General features: G+C 60.9%; 18 protein-coding genes and 2 tRNA genes. 12 read left to right on the top strand and 8 right to left on the bottom strand.

Translation table 11 applies throughout. The annotated features are described in order from the left end of the window. Nucleotides 1-67: 67 nt before the first annotated feature. Nucleotides 68-385: a sigma-70 family RNA polymerase sigma factor gene (locus tag H9Q75_RS06190; RefSeq protein WP_243200706.1), complete on the bottom strand. Its 318-nt coding sequence runs from the start codon at nucleotides 383-385 to the stop codon at nucleotides 68-70. Then, nucleotides 366-599, bottom strand: coding sequence for a hypothetical protein (locus H9Q75_RS06185; RefSeq protein WP_186565302.1), 234 nt, complete (start codon nucleotides 597-599; stop codon nucleotides 366-368). Before H9Q75_RS06185 ends, H9Q75_RS06190 begins: the two co-directional genes overlap by 20 nt. A 279-nt stretch (nucleotides 600-878) precedes the next feature. Between H9Q75_RS06185 and H9Q75_RS06180 the strand changes: the two genes are divergently transcribed. The 3 genes from H9Q75_RS06180 (at nucleotide 879) to H9Q75_RS06170 (ending at nucleotide 1,953) form a co-directional block, all read left to right on the top strand. Continuing rightward, nucleotides 879-954: transfer RNA gene (locus H9Q75_RS06180), tRNA-Thr, on the top strand. 56 nt (nucleotides 955-1,010) lie between these two features. Next, nucleotides 1,011-1,095: transfer RNA gene (locus H9Q75_RS06175), tRNA-Tyr, on the top strand. Between the two features lie 216 nt (nucleotides 1,096-1,311). Beyond that, a complete protein-coding gene (locus H9Q75_RS06170; protein WP_186565301.1) occupies nucleotides 1,312-1,953 on the top strand; it encodes a LexA family protein in 642 nt (213 codons plus the stop codon). Nucleotides 1,954-2,009: 56 nt separating this feature from the next. On the opposite strand, the gene H9Q75_RS06165 is transcribed toward H9Q75_RS06170, so the two are convergent. Further along, nucleotides 2,010-2,414, bottom strand: coding sequence for a DUF4230 domain-containing protein (locus tag H9Q75_RS06165; protein WP_341480917.1), 405 nt, complete (start codon nucleotides 2,412-2,414; stop codon nucleotides 2,010-2,012). Between H9Q75_RS06165 and H9Q75_RS06160 the strand changes: the two genes are divergently transcribed. After that, nucleotides 2,385-2,645 (top strand): hypothetical protein, encoded by a 261-nt coding sequence (locus H9Q75_RS06160; protein WP_186565300.1) that lies wholly within the window; start codon nucleotides 2,385-2,387, stop codon nucleotides 2,643-2,645. The two genes, H9Q75_RS06165 and H9Q75_RS06160, sit on opposite strands and share 30 nt — an antisense overlap. Before the next feature lie 177 nt (nucleotides 2,646-2,822). Here H9Q75_RS06160 and H9Q75_RS06155 read toward each other — a convergent pair whose 3' ends face one another. From H9Q75_RS06155 to H9Q75_RS06145, 3 genes are all read right to left on the bottom strand, one after another. Further along, the gene (locus H9Q75_RS06155; RefSeq protein WP_186565299.1) at nucleotides 2,823-3,200 is read right to left on the bottom strand and encodes a metallopeptidase family protein; all 378 of its coding nucleotides are present in this window, start codon (nucleotides 3,198-3,200) and stop codon (nucleotides 2,823-2,825) included. A 9-nt stretch (nucleotides 3,201-3,209) separates the two neighbouring features. After that, entirely contained in the window at nucleotides 3,210-4,121 is a 912-nt protein-coding gene (locus tag H9Q75_RS06150) for a helix-turn-helix domain-containing protein (RefSeq protein ID WP_186565298.1), read from the bottom strand. 114 nt (nucleotides 4,122-4,235) lie between these two features. Beyond that, nucleotides 4,236-6,392: a Tex family protein gene (locus H9Q75_RS06145; protein ID WP_186565297.1), complete on the bottom strand. Its 2,157-nt coding sequence runs from the start codon at nucleotides 6,390-6,392 to the stop codon at nucleotides 4,236-4,238. Nucleotides 6,393-6,531: 139 nt separating this feature from the next. On the opposite strand from H9Q75_RS06145, the gene H9Q75_RS06140 reads away from it, so the two are divergent. Further along, complete coding sequence (locus H9Q75_RS06140) at nucleotides 6,532-7,476, top strand: hypothetical protein (RefSeq protein WP_186565296.1); 945 nt, start codon at nucleotides 6,532-6,534, stop codon at nucleotides 7,474-7,476. A 53-nt stretch (nucleotides 7,477-7,529) separates the two neighbouring features. Here H9Q75_RS06140 and H9Q75_RS06135 read toward each other — a convergent pair whose 3' ends face one another. Next, complete coding sequence (locus H9Q75_RS06135; protein ID WP_186565295.1) at nucleotides 7,530-7,778, bottom strand: helix-turn-helix transcriptional regulator; 249 nt, start codon at nucleotides 7,776-7,778, stop codon at nucleotides 7,530-7,532. Nucleotides 7,779-7,963: 185 nt separating this feature from the next. Here H9Q75_RS06135 and H9Q75_RS06130 point away from each other — a divergent pair, with 185 nt between their 5' ends. The 5 genes from H9Q75_RS06130 to H9Q75_RS06110 all read left to right on the top strand — a co-directional run bounded on the left by H9Q75_RS06130 (nucleotide 7,964) and on the right by H9Q75_RS06110 (nucleotide 12,657). Beyond that, a complete protein-coding gene (locus tag H9Q75_RS06130) occupies nucleotides 7,964-10,279 on the top strand; it encodes a copper amine oxidase N-terminal domain-containing protein (RefSeq protein ID WP_186565294.1) in 2,316 nt (771 codons plus the stop codon). A gap of 188 nt (nucleotides 10,280-10,467) precedes the next feature. After that, nucleotides 10,468-10,797: an ArsR/SmtB family transcription factor gene (locus tag H9Q75_RS06125; RefSeq protein WP_186565293.1), complete on the top strand. Its 330-nt coding sequence runs from the start codon at nucleotides 10,468-10,470 to the stop codon at nucleotides 10,795-10,797. A gap of 72 nt (nucleotides 10,798-10,869) precedes the next feature. Further along, nucleotides 10,870-11,865, top strand: coding sequence for a permease (locus H9Q75_RS06120; RefSeq protein ID WP_186565292.1), 996 nt, complete (start codon nucleotides 10,870-10,872; stop codon nucleotides 11,863-11,865). 19 nt (nucleotides 11,866-11,884) lie between these two features. After that, nucleotides 11,885-12,229 (top strand): thioredoxin family protein, encoded by a 345-nt coding sequence (locus H9Q75_RS06115; protein ID WP_186565291.1) that lies wholly within the window; start codon nucleotides 11,885-11,887, stop codon nucleotides 12,227-12,229. A gap of 2 nt (nucleotides 12,230-12,231) precedes the next feature. Next, nucleotides 12,232-12,657, top strand: coding sequence for an arsenate reductase/protein-tyrosine-phosphatase family protein (locus tag H9Q75_RS06110; protein WP_186565290.1), 426 nt, complete (start codon nucleotides 12,232-12,234; stop codon nucleotides 12,655-12,657). Nucleotides 12,658-12,717: 60 nt separating this feature from the next. Here H9Q75_RS06110 and H9Q75_RS06105 read toward each other — a convergent pair whose 3' ends face one another. Beyond that, nucleotides 12,718-13,137 carry a hypothetical protein gene (locus H9Q75_RS06105; protein WP_186565289.1) on the bottom strand — a complete coding sequence of 140 codons (420 nt, stop codon included), beginning with the start codon at nucleotides 13,135-13,137 and terminating at the stop codon, nucleotides 12,718-12,720. Nucleotides 13,138-13,315: 178 nt separating this feature from the next. On the opposite strand from H9Q75_RS06105, the gene murI reads away from it, so the two are divergent. Both murI and H9Q75_RS06095 read left to right on the top strand, forming a co-directional pair. Beyond that, nucleotides 13,316-14,128, top strand: a complete 813-nt coding sequence (gene murI, locus H9Q75_RS06100) for a glutamate racemase (RefSeq protein WP_186565288.1) — start codon at nucleotides 13,316-13,318, stop codon at nucleotides 14,126-14,128. A gap of 116 nt (nucleotides 14,129-14,244) precedes the next feature. Continuing rightward, nucleotides 14,245-14,688: a YwiB family protein gene (locus tag H9Q75_RS06095; RefSeq protein WP_186565287.1), complete on the top strand. Its 444-nt coding sequence runs from the start codon at nucleotides 14,245-14,247 to the stop codon at nucleotides 14,686-14,688. Nucleotides 14,689-14,696: the final 8 nt, after the last annotated feature.

The raw sequence follows: 14,696 nt of genomic DNA, 5'->3' as shown, positions 1-14,696 counted from the left end.
TTCATGGGCACTGCGGGTGTAGAAAAACGCCGGGTGTTTTTGACAAAGACGTAAAATGACTGGGGCTCTAAGGCTCCCCGTTTAGAAGAGTGCTGGCTCCATAGCGCAGGCAGCGCCTGAGCCGCCGTTCCCCTCGCTTGATGTTGCGGGAGACCGTGGACTTGTCCACGCCAAGGCGCTCCCCGATCTCCCGCATGTTCAGCCGCTCTCCATAGTAGAGCAGCAGCGCCTGGCGTTGCTTGGGGGTCACGTCCTCCCGCAGGGCCCGGGCCAGATTGCGCTTCACCTGGGCGATCTGGGCGCTGTTGTCCTCGGCCATGGTGCGGGCATAGACCGCCATGGACGCGGCGTACTCCGTCCCTCTTTTATAGCGTGTATTTGACATTACGCCAATATCCCCTCTCATAGTAGTGTTCCGTCAGGGCCGCCAGCTCCCGCGCCTCCCGCTGCATGGCCTGCAGCAGACGGATGCGGTCGGCCAGCTGCAGCCGCTCATTTTCATCCCAGCTGCGCTCCTGCCGGGCGCGCAGCTGGGCGACGCGTTCCCTCAGTGCGGCGGCTTGGGCGTGGTATTGTACCGATAGCTCCAGTAGGGTCATAGTTCCGATCCGATTCCTCCTTGGTTTTTCTCCTCAGCTCCGCCCGGCAGGCGGGACACACTGCACCGTCCTCGCCGGGATAGAGCTCTGCCCGGCACCTGAGGCACCAGGCGGCGGGCGGCAGGCTCTGCATGTCCCGTAGCGCCTGCGTCCAGATGCGCGGGGTCCTCATACCGTCCTCTCGCTGCCTTTCAAAAATGTAATTGCAAATATCAAATTAGCTCTTGACAATGCACCTGCCTTCTGTTAAACTAACATCTGCTGTGGACGAGCTAGTGTGCTGGTGTAGCTCAGTTGGTAGAGCAGCTGATTTGTAATCAGCAGGTCGGGGGTTCGAGTCCGTCCACCAGCTCCATCTGTCCAATCAAACCCGCTTGGCTGGGCTTCGATTTGGTTGGAGAAACTGAATATGGAGGAGTTCCCGAGTGGCCAAAGGGGGCAGACTGTAAATCTGTTGCGATTCGCTTCGGTGGTTCGAATCCACCCTCCTCCACCAAAAATGTCTCGCCTGATGGCGGGGCATTTTTATTTTTGCAACTTCACCGAATGGAGATAAAAATGGACCGATCGCTGCAAAAATAGAACTTATGTTCTGGTTAGAATAATAACACCAATTGGAGATAGAAGTCAACTAAAAATGAAAAATTTATATTGCAGTTGGTGATAAACTGTGATAGAATCGTCCCAAAAACAGGACAGGAGGGGATCAGGGATGAGGCAGGAGAGCACCTTTGGCGCTCGCTTGCGGGGGCTGATGAAGGAGCACGGCTGGAGCTATGAGCAATTGGGCGCGCGGCTGGGGATGAATCCGCAGACCCTCAACCGCTACGTACTGGGGCAGCGGGAGCCCAAGGCGGGCGCGGCCGTGGCCATGGCCCTGGCGCTGAAGGTGGATCCCATGTGGCTGCAGGGCTTTGACGTACCCCGCCGCCCCCTGCCCCGGGAGGCCATGGCGGCCGGTCGGGAGCGGCTGGTACCGATTTTGGGGGAGATCCGGGCGGGCCTGCCCGCCTTGGCGGTGGAGCAGATTGAGGGCTACGCCGCCGCCGATGCGGCGGAAGCGGAAGACTGCTTTTATCTGCGGGTACGGGGGGACAGCATGGTCAACGCGGGTATCCGCAGTGGGGACCTGGTGCTCCTGCGGCGGCAGGAGACGGCGGAAAACGGCCAGATCGTGGCCTGCCTGGTGGACGGAGAGGAGGCCACGCTCAAGCGCTTCCGGGCGCAGAAGGGTATGGTGATCCTTCAGCCGGAGAATCCCAATTACGAGCCCAAGATCGTGCCTATGGAGGACTTTCAGACCGGCGCGGCCCGTATCGTGGGCGTGGCGGTCCGACTGGTGCGGGAGCTGTAAGGCGCAAGAAGGCGGAGAGGCTTTGCCTCTCCGCCTTTCCGTTGTCCAGAACGCGCTTACTTGTCTTTGAATTCAATCTTATAAGTCTCGAGGTCGTACACATTGGCCAAAAAGCCGGTCAGAATGGTCTCTGCGTTGCTGCGGGCGTTGTCCAGCAGGCCGTTGACCACCGCGGAGGTCTCGGCGTCCTCCCGCAGCTGCTTCAGAGCCTCGTTGTTTTCCTCTATGGAGATCTGCCGAAAAATGCTCTCGCTCTCCAGATAAAGCTCGAAGGAATCCAGATCGATCTCGCTGCTCAGGATACGGACCTCCGGCAGCCGGACGGTGACGGTGGCGCCCTCTACGGACCAGTCGATGTCGCTGAAGTCCAGGCCGGCCTTAATGATCACCGCATAGCTGTAGATGTACTTGCTCTGGGTAAAGGGGATGGAGTGGCCAAAGAGCTTACGGTCGCCCTCGATGACGCTTACCTCTTTGCTGTAGGCCGCTTGGGTGGCCAGCTCCCCGATGTCCTCAAAGCCCAGCTTGACGGTATCGCTCTTGGTGAAAAATCCTGTTTTTCAGGTAATTACCGCAGCGATGGCTATTACCGCGACCACAATCAGCGGGAGAAGCCACTTGAGTGGGATCAGCCTCAGGATCGCTGGTTTTTAGCCTCTTTGTTCATAGATATCCTCCGTTCATTTCAATAATCTGACACAGCCAGTGCCATAACAGGGTATGCAAATTTCGCGGACTTTGGAGACAATTGTCCAAAATTATCTAACTATAGTATGGCATGGAGCATACTTTTTGTAAAGTGAGATTGGAAGGAAAGGTAGGGGGCGGCGCAGCCTGCAAGGCTGCGCCGCCCCCGTATCCCGCCCGCTCTACTCATCCCGTTCCGCGCGGTATTCCTCCAGGTCCAGCGTGTCCTGGATCTCCAGTCCCCGTTCCCCGGCCAGACCTTCGATGTGGTGGGTGAACTCATGGGCCAGGGTAGTGTACAGTTCCTCCTCCCAGACCGCGTCCGTCCAGTCCTCCTGCTGGGCCAGGGCGGCGAAGGAGCCGTAGTAGAGGTTGATGTACCGGCCCATCATGTCGTTGCGGTACTCCCCCAGGATGTACATCTCCCTGGGGGGAAAGTCCGGATCGGGCAGGGCCTCCGGCAGCAGGGAGATGCCGCCGTTCAGGTCCCGGTAAAACTCCGGCGGGAACCGCTCCGCCATCTGGTCCAGCAGGTCGCCGGCCTGGTCAAAGGTGAGCATAAGTAAGCCTCATTTCTTTCGTAAGGTGTCCACAATGGCGCACAGGATGCCCCCGATCGGGAAAACCACCCAGGCGATGTGCCACAGGTCCAAGAGAAAGCCGGCCAGCAGGAAGAGGGCGGTGGCGGCGAGCATGATCGCGCCACCCCAGTCCCGCCCTTTGTCCGGCCCGGCCGCCCGGGCGTACTCCTCCAGGTCGTACTTGCTGTGCAGGACACCCAGAAGCACCAGGGTCCCCACGCAGAAGGCCAGGATGACAAAGAACAGGGCTGCGGCCCATACGACCGCCCGGTCGGCCGGGCCAAGCGCCGTCAGCGTGACAAGCAGGGCCGCGTCGGCCAAAAGGCCGGCCACCGCCCCGGCGATTCCGGTGCGGAAAAGCCGCTGAAACTGGGCCCGCTCCTTCGGGTCGCAGCAGTCCGGGATCTCAGGATAGCTGCGCTGAAAATCCCCGTGGGAGATACCGCCGGAGACAAAGAGAAAGACCGCCGCCCCCAGACAGGCGAACAGGGGCAGCGTGATCAGAACGCTCTCCCCGATCAGTTGGTAGCACACGAAAACAAAGGCCACGCCCAGCAGTACCAGGGACACCCCACCGGCCATCATGCAGGCGAAGCGGTTCATGTGCCGGACATAGGCGTCGTAGAGGACCGGCCCCTCCGACTCGGGGCCGCTGGCCACAGTGCCGGGCACGTCAGCTCCGGCGCGGGACTCCCGCGCCGGAGCCTCCCGCATCAGCTGGTCCAGGGTGCAGCCCAGCAGATCGGCCAGGGCCAGCAGCTTGTCTGCCTCGGGCATGGTCTGGCCGCTCTCCCATTTGGAGACCGCCTGGCGGCTGACGTTCAGCGCCTCGGCCAGGGACTCCTGGGTGTACCCCGCCCTCCGGCGGAGCAGGGACAGGTTTTCAGGAAAATAAGACATATCTTCGCCCTCCGTTTCATCTGTCCCCATTGTGCCGTTTCCCAGGCCAAACCGCCACCAACCGGGCGTTTCCAGAGACGTTTTTTGCGCAACCTCAGGTTGCATTGCCTGAATTTACGGCTTTTTCATGGTCAGCGAAATCCGTTTCTTCCTTTCATCCACTTCCAGTACCCAGACGGTGACGACGTCCCCCACGGCGCACACCTCGGAGGGGTGCCTGACCCGGCGCTGGGAGAGCTGGGAGATGTGGACGAGTCCATCCTGGTGCACCCCGATGTCCACAAACACGCCGAAGTCGATGACGTTGCGCACCGTGCCGGTGAGCTCCATGCCGGGCTTTAGATCCTTCATCTCCAGCACGTCGGTGCGCAGGATGGGGCGGGGCAGCTCGTCCCGGGGGTCCCGGCCGGGTTTCATCAGCTCGGCGGCGATGTCCCGCAGGGTGGGCGCGCCCACACCGCAGGCCAGGGCGACTGTTTCCTCGCCCTGAGCGGAGAGCTTGTCCTGCAAACCGGACAGGCCCCCCGAGGTCACATCGGCCAGGGTGTAGCCGGTCAGCTCCAGCAGCTTGGCCGCGGCGTCGTAGCTCTCCGGGTGCACGCCGGTGTTGTCCAGCACACTGCGGCTCTCGGGCACCCGCAGGAAGCCTGCGCACTGCTCAAAGGCCTTGGGACCCAGTTTGGGCACCTTCAGAATCTGCCTGCGGGTGGTGAAGGCTCCGTTCTCCTCTCGGTATTTGACGATATTTTTGGCCGTAGTGCCGTTCAGCCCCGCCACCCGCTGGAGCAGGGGGGCGGAGGCGGTGTTCACGTCTACCCCCACGGCATTGACGCAGTCCTCCACCACGCCGGAGAGGGCCTCGTCCAGCCGGGCCTGGGGCATGTCGTGCTGGTATTGGCCCACGCCGATGGCCTTGGGGTCGATCTTCACCAGCTCGGCCAGCGGGTCCTGCAGCCTTCTGGCGATGGACACGGCGCTTCTCAGGTTCACGTCGTACTCCGGGAATTCCTCGGCGGCCAGCTTGGAGGCCGAATACACGCTGGCCCCCGCCTCGTTGACGATCACATAGCTCACGCCGCCGCCCACCTTTTTAATCAGCTCCACGGTCATCTGCTCGGTCTCCCGGCTGGCGGTGCCGTTGCCGATGGCGATATGGGCCACGGAGTGCTTTCGGATGAGCCGGGCGAGCACGTCGATGGCCTCCTGTTTCTTCCGCTCGTTGAAGGTGGGGTAGACCACCGCCGTGTCCAGCACCTTGCCGGTGGCGTCCACCACCGCCACCTTGCAGCCGTTGCGGTAGCCCGGGTCCAGCCCCATGGTCACGAAGCCCTTCACCGGGGGTTGCATCAGCAGGGGCTTGAGATTGAGGGCAAAATTGCGAATGGCCCCCTCGTCGGCCTCCTCGGTGAGCAGGCTGCGGATCTCCCGCTCCATGCTGGGGGAGATGAGCCGGTCGTAGGCATCCTCCGCCGCAGAACGGACAAAGGCCATGGAGGGCGCGCCGGGGACCAGCACCGCCCGGCGGATGGGGATAAGGGCGGCCTCCCGGTCCATCTCTACCGAGACCTTTAAAATCTCCTCCCGCTCCCCCCGGTTGATGGCCAGCACCTGATGGCCCAGCGCCCGGTTCACCGGGGCGCGGAAGTCGTAATAGAGCCGGTAGACGCTGTCCTCAGGCTCCTTGGCCGCGGCCCTGGAGACCAGTGCCGCCTTCTGGACGTACAGGGCCCGCAGGCGCTTGCGGATATCCGCGTCGTCGCTGATGCGCTCGGCAATGATGTCCGAGGCCCCGGCCAGGGCGTCCGCGGTGGTCTCCACCCCCTTTTCAGGGTCCACGAAGGCCTCCGCGGCCTCCTCCGGGGCAGGGCAGTCCCGCTCCTGGGCGAAGAGCAGGTCGGCCAGGGGCTCCAGCCCCTTCTCCCGGGCGATGGTGGCCCGGGTGCGGCGCTTCTGCCTGTAAGGGCGGTAGAGGTCCTCCACCTCGGCCAGGGTGGCGGCGCCGTCAATGGCGGCGGCGAGCGCCTCGGTCAGCTTGCCCTGGCCCTCGATGGCGGCCTTGACCTCCCCCCGGCGCTGGTCCAGATTGCGCAGGTACTGCAGCCGGTCGGCCAGGGTGCGCAGGGTGCTGTCGTCCATGGCGCCGTGGAGCTCCTTGCGGTAGCGGGCGATAAAGGGGATGGTGTTCCCCTCGTCAATGAGCTGGATGACGTTTTCAATCTGTCCCGCGGGCCGGTTCAGCTCCCGGGCGAGAATCTGTATAATGGGTTCCATGGTGAATCTCCTTGCTTTGTTGTTGTAACTGATATTTTACGTGAAAGGGCCGGGAAAGTCCAGAAAAACGATTGCAGGGCGGTGCGACGTCCGGTAAAATAAAAGGAGAAACGGGCCGAGCGGAGAAAGGAGAAGCGCTATGCCAACCATGGAGGAACTCAACGCCCAGCTGCGCGCGCTGGAGGAGCAGGAGGCACGCCGGTGCAAGGTGGAGTCCATGCTCCGGGATCTTCAGGCTCAGCACCGCGAGCGGGAGGCGCTGGAGCAGGAGACGGCTGCGTTCCTGGAGAAGGAGCAGGCCGATGTGGACGCTCTGGAGGGCTTCAGCCTGAAGGGGCTGCTGCTGAATCTGAGTGGGAAGAAGGAAGATCGGCTGGAGCAGGAGCGGCGGGAGGTCGTGGCCGCCCGGCTCCGCCACGATCAGGCTGTCCGGGACCTGGACTGGCTGAACCGGGAACATCTGCGCCTGACCGGCGAGCGGGAGACGCTGCGGGATATCCCCGCCCAATTGGAACGGGTCCGGGCGGAAAAGCGGGCGCTGCTCATCGCCCAGGGCGGGGAGACCGGCCGCCGGCTGGAGGAGTTGGAGGAGCAGCTGGCCGCCCTGCGCGCCCGGCTGCGGGAGACAGAGGAGGCACTCCGCGCCGGCCGGGAGGCCCGCATTGCCCTGGAGCAGGTGCTGGGCGAGCTGAAGAGCGCCCGGGATATGGGGGTCTGGGACATGGTGGGCGGCGGGCTGTTCGTGACCATGGCAAAGCACGACCACATCAACGCCGCCCGGGACGGCATCAACCATGCCCAGCGCTCCCTCTCCCGCTTTCGGTCCGAGCTGGCCGACGTGGCGCTGCCCGGCTGCCCCCAGGTGGAGATTGGGGAATTCGCCACCTTTGCGGATTATTTTTTTGACGGACTCTTTGCCGACTGGGTGGTGCAGTCGGGCATCCGGGACGCCCAGGACAATGTAGACCAGGTGTACCGGCGGGTGCTGGAAGCCATGGCCCGGCTGGAGGAGATCCGGCGGACCACCGGGGCGCAGATCGGCGCGCTGGAGCAGGAACGGGATGGCTTTGCCGCCCGCAGCTGACGGGCGGCGGGCGTACAGAAGCAGAAAATGACCCACAGGCGTCTGCCTGTGGGTCATTTCGTTTCCGGAGGGAAAAGGGACTCCAGCGGGACGTCCAGAACCGCGGCAAAGGCGCGCAGCTCATAGTCTGTCATCAGGCGGGCCCCGGACTCAATCCGGCTGACCACGTCCTGCTCCATAGTCACGCCTTCTGTCTGCATTTTAATGGCCAGCGTGACCTGGGACATGTGCCTGCACAGGCGGAGCATCCGGATCTGTCCGCCGCAGATGTTTTTCTGTCCATTGAAATCGAATTTCTTCAAAAATTCCGCCGCCTTTTATGCGAATGCACGGTGATTTATTTGGCATTAGCATAAAAACAGGATATGATTATGGTAATAATCCATACCTAAAATTTGTTTAAACAATTGTTGTGGACAAAGCCCCAAATCAATTGTATAATAAAGGAAAAGAAACTGTGCAAATTGCTAAAACAGGAGGAAGCCGTATGAAACGACCAATCGCCATGCTGTTAGCGCTGCTGCTTACCGTCAGCTGTCTGAGCCCGGCCCTGGCCGCCGGGGAGGCGGAGGCGGAGCAGAGTCTGTACGAGCAGTTTGGGCCCTGGTGCGACTGGACCCAGACGCAGACCGACGCCGCGTCGTCCTGGAGCGATGAGGAGTGGGAGGAGTACTGGGGCGAATACCAGTGGGCCGTGAGCCTGCTCTATGACCAGTACTGGAGCGATTATGACACCTGGTATTATGAATACCGCGCCGATGAGGACGAAGATGAGTGGGCGGACTATCTCCGCCAGGAGAAAATCGAGATGGGCATGCCCTATCCGGACGGCATCAACCTCGCGCTCAACGGGGCGTACATGGACCTGGGCACAACCCCGCCCCGGGCGGTCAGCGGCCGCACCATGGTGCCGGTGCGCGCCTTCCTGGAGGGGATGGGCGCCGCCGTGAACTATGATCGGGGAAAAATCACCGCAGTGCTGGAAAACGGGGACAGCCTGATCCTGCACCTGGACAGCACCCAGCTGGAGACGGTGCGCGGGGACAAAATCGAGTACATTGAGATGGATGTGGCCCCCTTTGCGCAGGCGGGGCGCACCTACATTCCCGCTCGTTTTGCCGCGGAGGCACTGGGACTGGATGTATACTGGGATGATACTTATGAAGTGGTACATCTGACGGACTGGGCCGCCCTGGAGGCCGAGCTGGACGGGCAGTTTACCAGCCTGAACGCTATTCTGGCCGCCGGTCAGGCGGCGGTGGACCGCACCAAAACCTATGCCACCACGGAGAAGCTGACCCTCTCCGGGACCCTGTATGGGGAGAAGCAGCACGATACCGCCTCCATTGCGCTGGATGTGCAGGGCCTGCAGAACAGCGGCGGCCTCAGCGCAGACGTAAAGCTGAGGGTGGATCTGGGCGACCTGGAGGAGACGATTTTCTCCGCCCTTCCCCAGGAGGCGCTGGAGTATGTGGATCTGCTGAACGACAGCCGTTACAGCCTGATCTTCCATGCGGAGAGCGGAACGTTCTACGCCAAGGGCGATACCCTGGGACAGGTGCTGGGGACCCAACTGCCGGATGGCGCCTGGGTGGGGCAGACCCTGGATGCGGGCACGGCTCAGGTCCTCCGGCAGGCGCTGAGCGGAGCGCTGGAACTGCCCACCGTGGGCCGGATGATTGTCCAGACGACCCGGAACGGTTACTACTATTACCGACAGAGCCCGTGGGAGGTGGCGATGGACAGCGCCAAGCCTCTCCTGCTGGTATGCTCCGATGAGAACTTTACCAAGACCGGCTCAGGCGACAACGCCACCTATACCGCCAAGCTGGATATGGCCGCCCTGGCCAAGCGGGCGGCAGAGTTGGGGCTGCTGGACGACTTGACGATCGGCGACCTGCTGACCGGAGAGCGCAAGCTCCCCACGGTGGATTTGACCATGACCGCCAGGGTGAGCGCTGGAAAACTGACCAGTATCTCCTGCAAGGGCAGCGTGAAGATTCCCGGTTCCTTCCCGGTAGAGATCACCATGGATGTATCCGGCACGCCCCTGAGCATGAAGGGCTCCTTCGCCTTTAAGGGTGCCTATGTGGGTAAAATTGAGATGAGCATGGGGTCCACCGCCTCCGTGACCACCCGGACGGTCCCCACCGCGCCCCCCGACGGGGCCACGGTGCTGGACTATGAGGTGGCGATGGGCTGGCGTGAGCCCGGTGTGAGCGCCCAGTTCGGCGCGGCGCGCTATGTGCAGTGTGCCATGGACGCCTATTTTAAGGGGGCCTGTGAGCCGGACTATCTGAAGGCCCTAGGTATCACCGAGGCAGAGCTCCAGACCCGCCGCCAGGCCTTCCTGGAGGAACAGGCGGAGTGGCTGGGCTACAGCCTGGAGATCTATGAAATGGACGACGCCCTGCGCCAGGAGCTGGCGGGTCTGCTGCAGGAGACGTATGCCAAGGCCTCCTATCTGGTAGGCCAGGGAGAGGAGGAGAGCGGCGGATTTCTGGTGGATGTGGAGATCGTCCCCACCGACGCGCTGCTGTACGTGGTAGAACAGCTAGATGCCAGGGCGGAGGAGCTCAACGCCGCTTATCCGGATGAGATGACGGATGCGGAATGGGCGGCCTATGAGGCGGAGTGGAACCAGCTGATAGTCAGCCTCTTCCGGGAGGGCCTGGCCCAGGCGCAGCCTGTGGAGCCGGAGAACAGCCAGGTCTTTGTGGCGCGCAACGCGGACGGAACCCTGAGCCTGGACAGTGGCCAGCTGTCTTGGTTGAGCATGTCGATGCTTGCCAATTACTATTGACAAAAAAGAATACCGGGCTTGGGCAGCGTCGTCTTTTTAAGATGGCGCTGCCCTTCGTTTCCATGCCGGCTGTACTAAGAAGGGACTGTGCCGCAAGATACATAAAAATTTTTTTATGTATCTTGTTGACAGGTTTATCGAACACGCGTATAATGATTATATCAAATAATTTTGATATGGAGTAGCCTATGAACAGCGAGCTGAAAAAAGCGGGAAGGATATTTAAAGCTCTGTGTGATCCAAACAGACTGGCCATTCTGGAGTTGCTGCGCAGCGGTGAAAAATGTGCGTGTGTTTTGCTGGAATGCCTGGAGCTGACCCAGCCGGGGCTGTCCTATCATATGAAGATCCTCTGTGAATCGGGTATTGTGGCAAGCCGGCAGGAGGGGAAGTGGACCCACTACCGCTTGGATGCCCGGGGACGGGAGGAGGCCATAGCCCTGCTGAGAAAGCTTACCACACCGGATATGGAGCGGGGCGGCGGGTGTGTCTGCCGTGTACCGGAGGAGGCCATCTGAACGGATGGCTTCTCTTTTGCAAAACACATCAAAATATTTTGATCTTATTTGGCCCGTGAGGTGAGCCTTTCTATGTGGGACTTTATTCAAAAGCAGGTTTTGGGGATGGAATGGCTGAACGGGGCGATTGGCGCTGGCCTGGCCCGGCTGGGGCTGGATACAGCCTCACGATGGGGTGGGAGCGTTCAGTTTTTCCTCTACGACGTGGTCAAAATTACGGTGCTGCTGTGTACCCTTATATTCGGGATCTCCTATATTCAGAGTTACTTTCCGCCGGAACGGAGCAAACGGATTTTGAGTCGTTTCCGTGGCGTCTGGGCGAATATCATCGGCGCTCTGCTGGGAACGGTGACGCCGTTCTGCTCCTGCTCGTCCATCCCACTGTTTATCGGCTTCACGAGCGCCGGGCTGCCGTTGGGCGTGACCTTCTCTTTTCTGATCTCCTCTCCTATGGTGGACTTGGGCAGTTTGATACTGCTGATAAGCATGTTCGGTACAAAGGTGGCTGTGGCATATGTGTTGATGGGCCTTGTTGTCGCCGTATTGGGCGGGGCGCTGATTGAGAAGCTCCATATGGAGCGGTATGTGGAGGACTTTGTCAGGAATGCCAGCGGCGCGGCTGTGGATTCCTCCGGGCAGACGCCCAAAGAGCGGCTCGTCTATGCCAGAGACCAAGTGGCGGCCACCTTCCGAAAGGTCTTTCCCTACATCCTGATCGGTGTGGGGATCGGCGCGATCATTCACAACTGGATTCCAGAGGACTGGGTGCAGATGGTCCTGGGGAGCCGCAACCCTCTTGGCGTAATCTTGGCTGCGCTGATCGGCGCCCCGATGTATGCCGATATTTTTGGGACGATTCCGGTGGCGCAGGCCCTGCTGGCAAAGGGCGCGCTTTTGGGGAGCGTGCTGGCCTTTATGATGGCAGTGACAACCTTGAGCCTGCCCTCTCTCATCATGCTGAAAAAGGTGGTGAGGCCAAAACTGCTGGGGTTGTTCATCGGGATCTGTATGGTCGGTATTATTCTGGTCGGGTATTTCTTTAACGCCATTCAGGATATATTAATTTAAAAATGGGGAGGAAGCTTTTATGGGACTGTTTCAGAGAAAAAAAGAGAGCGTTGGGCCCGCGCCCTGTGCATGCCGGAAGGGGCGGGCCGACTGCGGGACTGAGAGACGGACCGGCGGCACGCTGACGGTCAAAGTGCTTGGGATGGGATGCGCATCGTGCCAGGAGCAGTTCGAACAGGCGAAGAGAGCCGTGAAAGACATGGGGCTTGCAGCGCAGGTGGAATATATTACCGATCTGCAGAAAATCATGGCCTACAGCGCCATGTCCATGCCTGCAATTGTGGTCAACGAAAAGGTGGTCTCCACAGGCAAGGTGCTGAAAGCCCGGGAGGTAGAGCGGCTTTTGGCACAAATGGAGGGATGATCGTGGGTAAGCCGAGCGTAGCCTTTATCTGTGTCCACAACTCCTGCAGGAGTCAGATTGCAGAGGCCTTGGGCAGGAGCCTTGCAGCGGATGCATTTGACAGCTGCTCCGCCGGAACACAGCCCACCCAGCAGATCAATCCGGATGCCGTACGACTGATAAAGGAGCGCTATGGAATTGACATGGAGGCCACCCAGCGCAGTAAGCCTCTAACCGAGCTGCCGCAGGTCGATGTGGTGGTGACGATGGGGTGTAATGTTCAGTGTCCCAGCCTGCCCTGCAAGCGTCGGGAGGATTGGGGGCTGGACGACCCCACAGGCAGGGGAGACGCGGCGTTTCTGCGTGTTATTTCAACCATTGAAGAGAGAATCTTAAGGTTAAAGAAAGAATTTGAACAGAATAAAATGACAGCAGGGACGATTCTTTGAATCGTCCCTGCTGTATGCAGCGCCCGTTCCGGGCGGCTTCTTTGGGCCGGAATTTTCCTGTCATGGAATATTATCTGCGTCCACCAGGACGTTGTCTGTGCCGTGTTCTTCAAATTCGGCGATATAGGCGTCGATACGGGAGGCCAGCTCGTCGTAATTGCTCTCATCAATCGGGACGTCTTCCATGTCCCGACGGGCCAGATCCTCCGCCAGAATGTCAAAAAACACGTTGTTTTCGTATTCCATAATGGCCTCGTGAATTCCGCCCTCGGCAAAGGCGCGGGAGGGCACCACTTCGCCCTGCCAGACCTCCGCCAGCACGCCCATGCCCTCCTGGCGGGCCTTGTCAAACAGCAGACTCTCCACCTCGTCATAGTCCCGAAAGCGGTCGTCGCCCCGGGTGGAGTTCAAGATCCAGTTGCCGATATAGGCCATATCCAGCAGGCGGCGAAATTGCTTGGCCGTCAATTCCAGCTTCATACACGAAACCTCCTCGCTGAAAGACGTTGGGGCAGACACCCCTGCTCCATATTATAATCGACTGCGCCAAAATGTCAAACACAGCGCGCAGGGAAAATATGAAACTGCCTCTTGTGTTCCGCAGGGAATTCGAATATGATAGTAGGGCCAATTGATTATTTGTTTGGGAGGAATCGTCTTGGATCAGCGATCCATCGGCGTCTTTGACTCCGGCCTGGGCGGCCTGACTGCCGTGCGGGAGCTGTGCCGCCTGCTGCCGGAGGAGGATATTGTCTATTTCGGAGACACCGGGCGGGTGCCCTATGGCAGCCGGTCCCGGGAGACCATTATCAAGTATGCCCGGCAGGACGTGGCCTTTCTGCGGCAGTTTGATCTCAAGGCCATTGTGATTGCCTGCGGCACCGTGTCCACCACGGCGCTGGACCTGCTGGCGGCGGAGAACCCCATCCCAGTGCTGGGGGTGGTGGAGCCTGCCGCCCGCGCCGCGGCGGAGGCCACCCGCAGCGGAAGGATCGGGCTCATCGGCACCCAGGCCTCCATCCGCAGCGGCGCGTATGAGCGCCATATTGCCGCCTGCCGCCCGCGGGCGCAGGTGATCGCGCAGCCCTGTCCCCTGTTTGTGCCCCTGGTGGAGAACGGCCGCATCCGGCCGGGGGATGTGGTCATTGAGACGGTGGCGGCGGAGTATCTCTCCCCGCTGAAGCGGGCTGGGGTGGACACCCTGGTGCTGGGGTGCACTCACTACCCGCTGCTGGAGCCGGTCATCGCCAATTACATGGGCCCGGAGGTAAGGCTGGTGAGCGCCGGCGCCGAGGGCGCCCGGGCGGCGGCCCTCCGGCTGGAGGAGGGGGACGCCCTGGCCGGAAGAGCGGCTGGCCGCTGCCATTTTTTTGTCAGCGACCGGGTGGACGACTTCTCACGCCTGGCCTCCCTGTTCCTCCAGCGGGATGTGACCGAAGATGTGGAGCAGGTGGACATCAGCCGTTACTGAAGCGGGGCTTTACATTGCGGAGGGTTGCGGGTATAATAGAGCGGCTTAAACCTGACCGCAGAAAGGGATGCCGGCAAGGCCGCATCCGGCGGGGCCGTAAATTAAAGAGGTTAACCATGGAAAACAATGTGATTATTTCGATTAAAGGGGTACAGTCCTATCCGGATACCCAGAGCGAGACCATCGAACTGGTGACCGAAGGGCGGCTGGAGGCGGACGGCGACGCGGGCTATACCCTCAGCTACCAGGAGAGTGAGCTGACCGGCCTGGAGGGTACGCTGACCACCTTTCAGATCGAGCAGGGGCGGATCACCCTCATGCGGGTGGGGGAGTACAACTCCCAGATGGTATTCGAGGAGGGGCGCCGTCACCTGTCCATGTACAACACGCCCTACGGGGCGCTGTCCATCGGGGTCAACACTCAGAAGATGCGCTCCGCCATCGCCGCCGCCGGGGGAGAGATCGAGATCTCCTACGCGCTGGAGATCGACCACGCCGTGGCGGGGGAAAACCTGTTCCAGATTAAGGTGCGGGAAAAGGGACGGGGACTCAAGCAGTAATTCCAAAG

Source organism: Lawsonibacter celer (assembly GCF_014281125.1).
In the GTDB taxonomy this organism is placed as follows: Bacteria; Bacillota; Clostridia; order Oscillospirales; family Oscillospiraceae; genus Lawsonibacter_B; species Lawsonibacter_B celer.
This window is presented reverse-complemented; position numbering and strand designations above follow the sequence as displayed.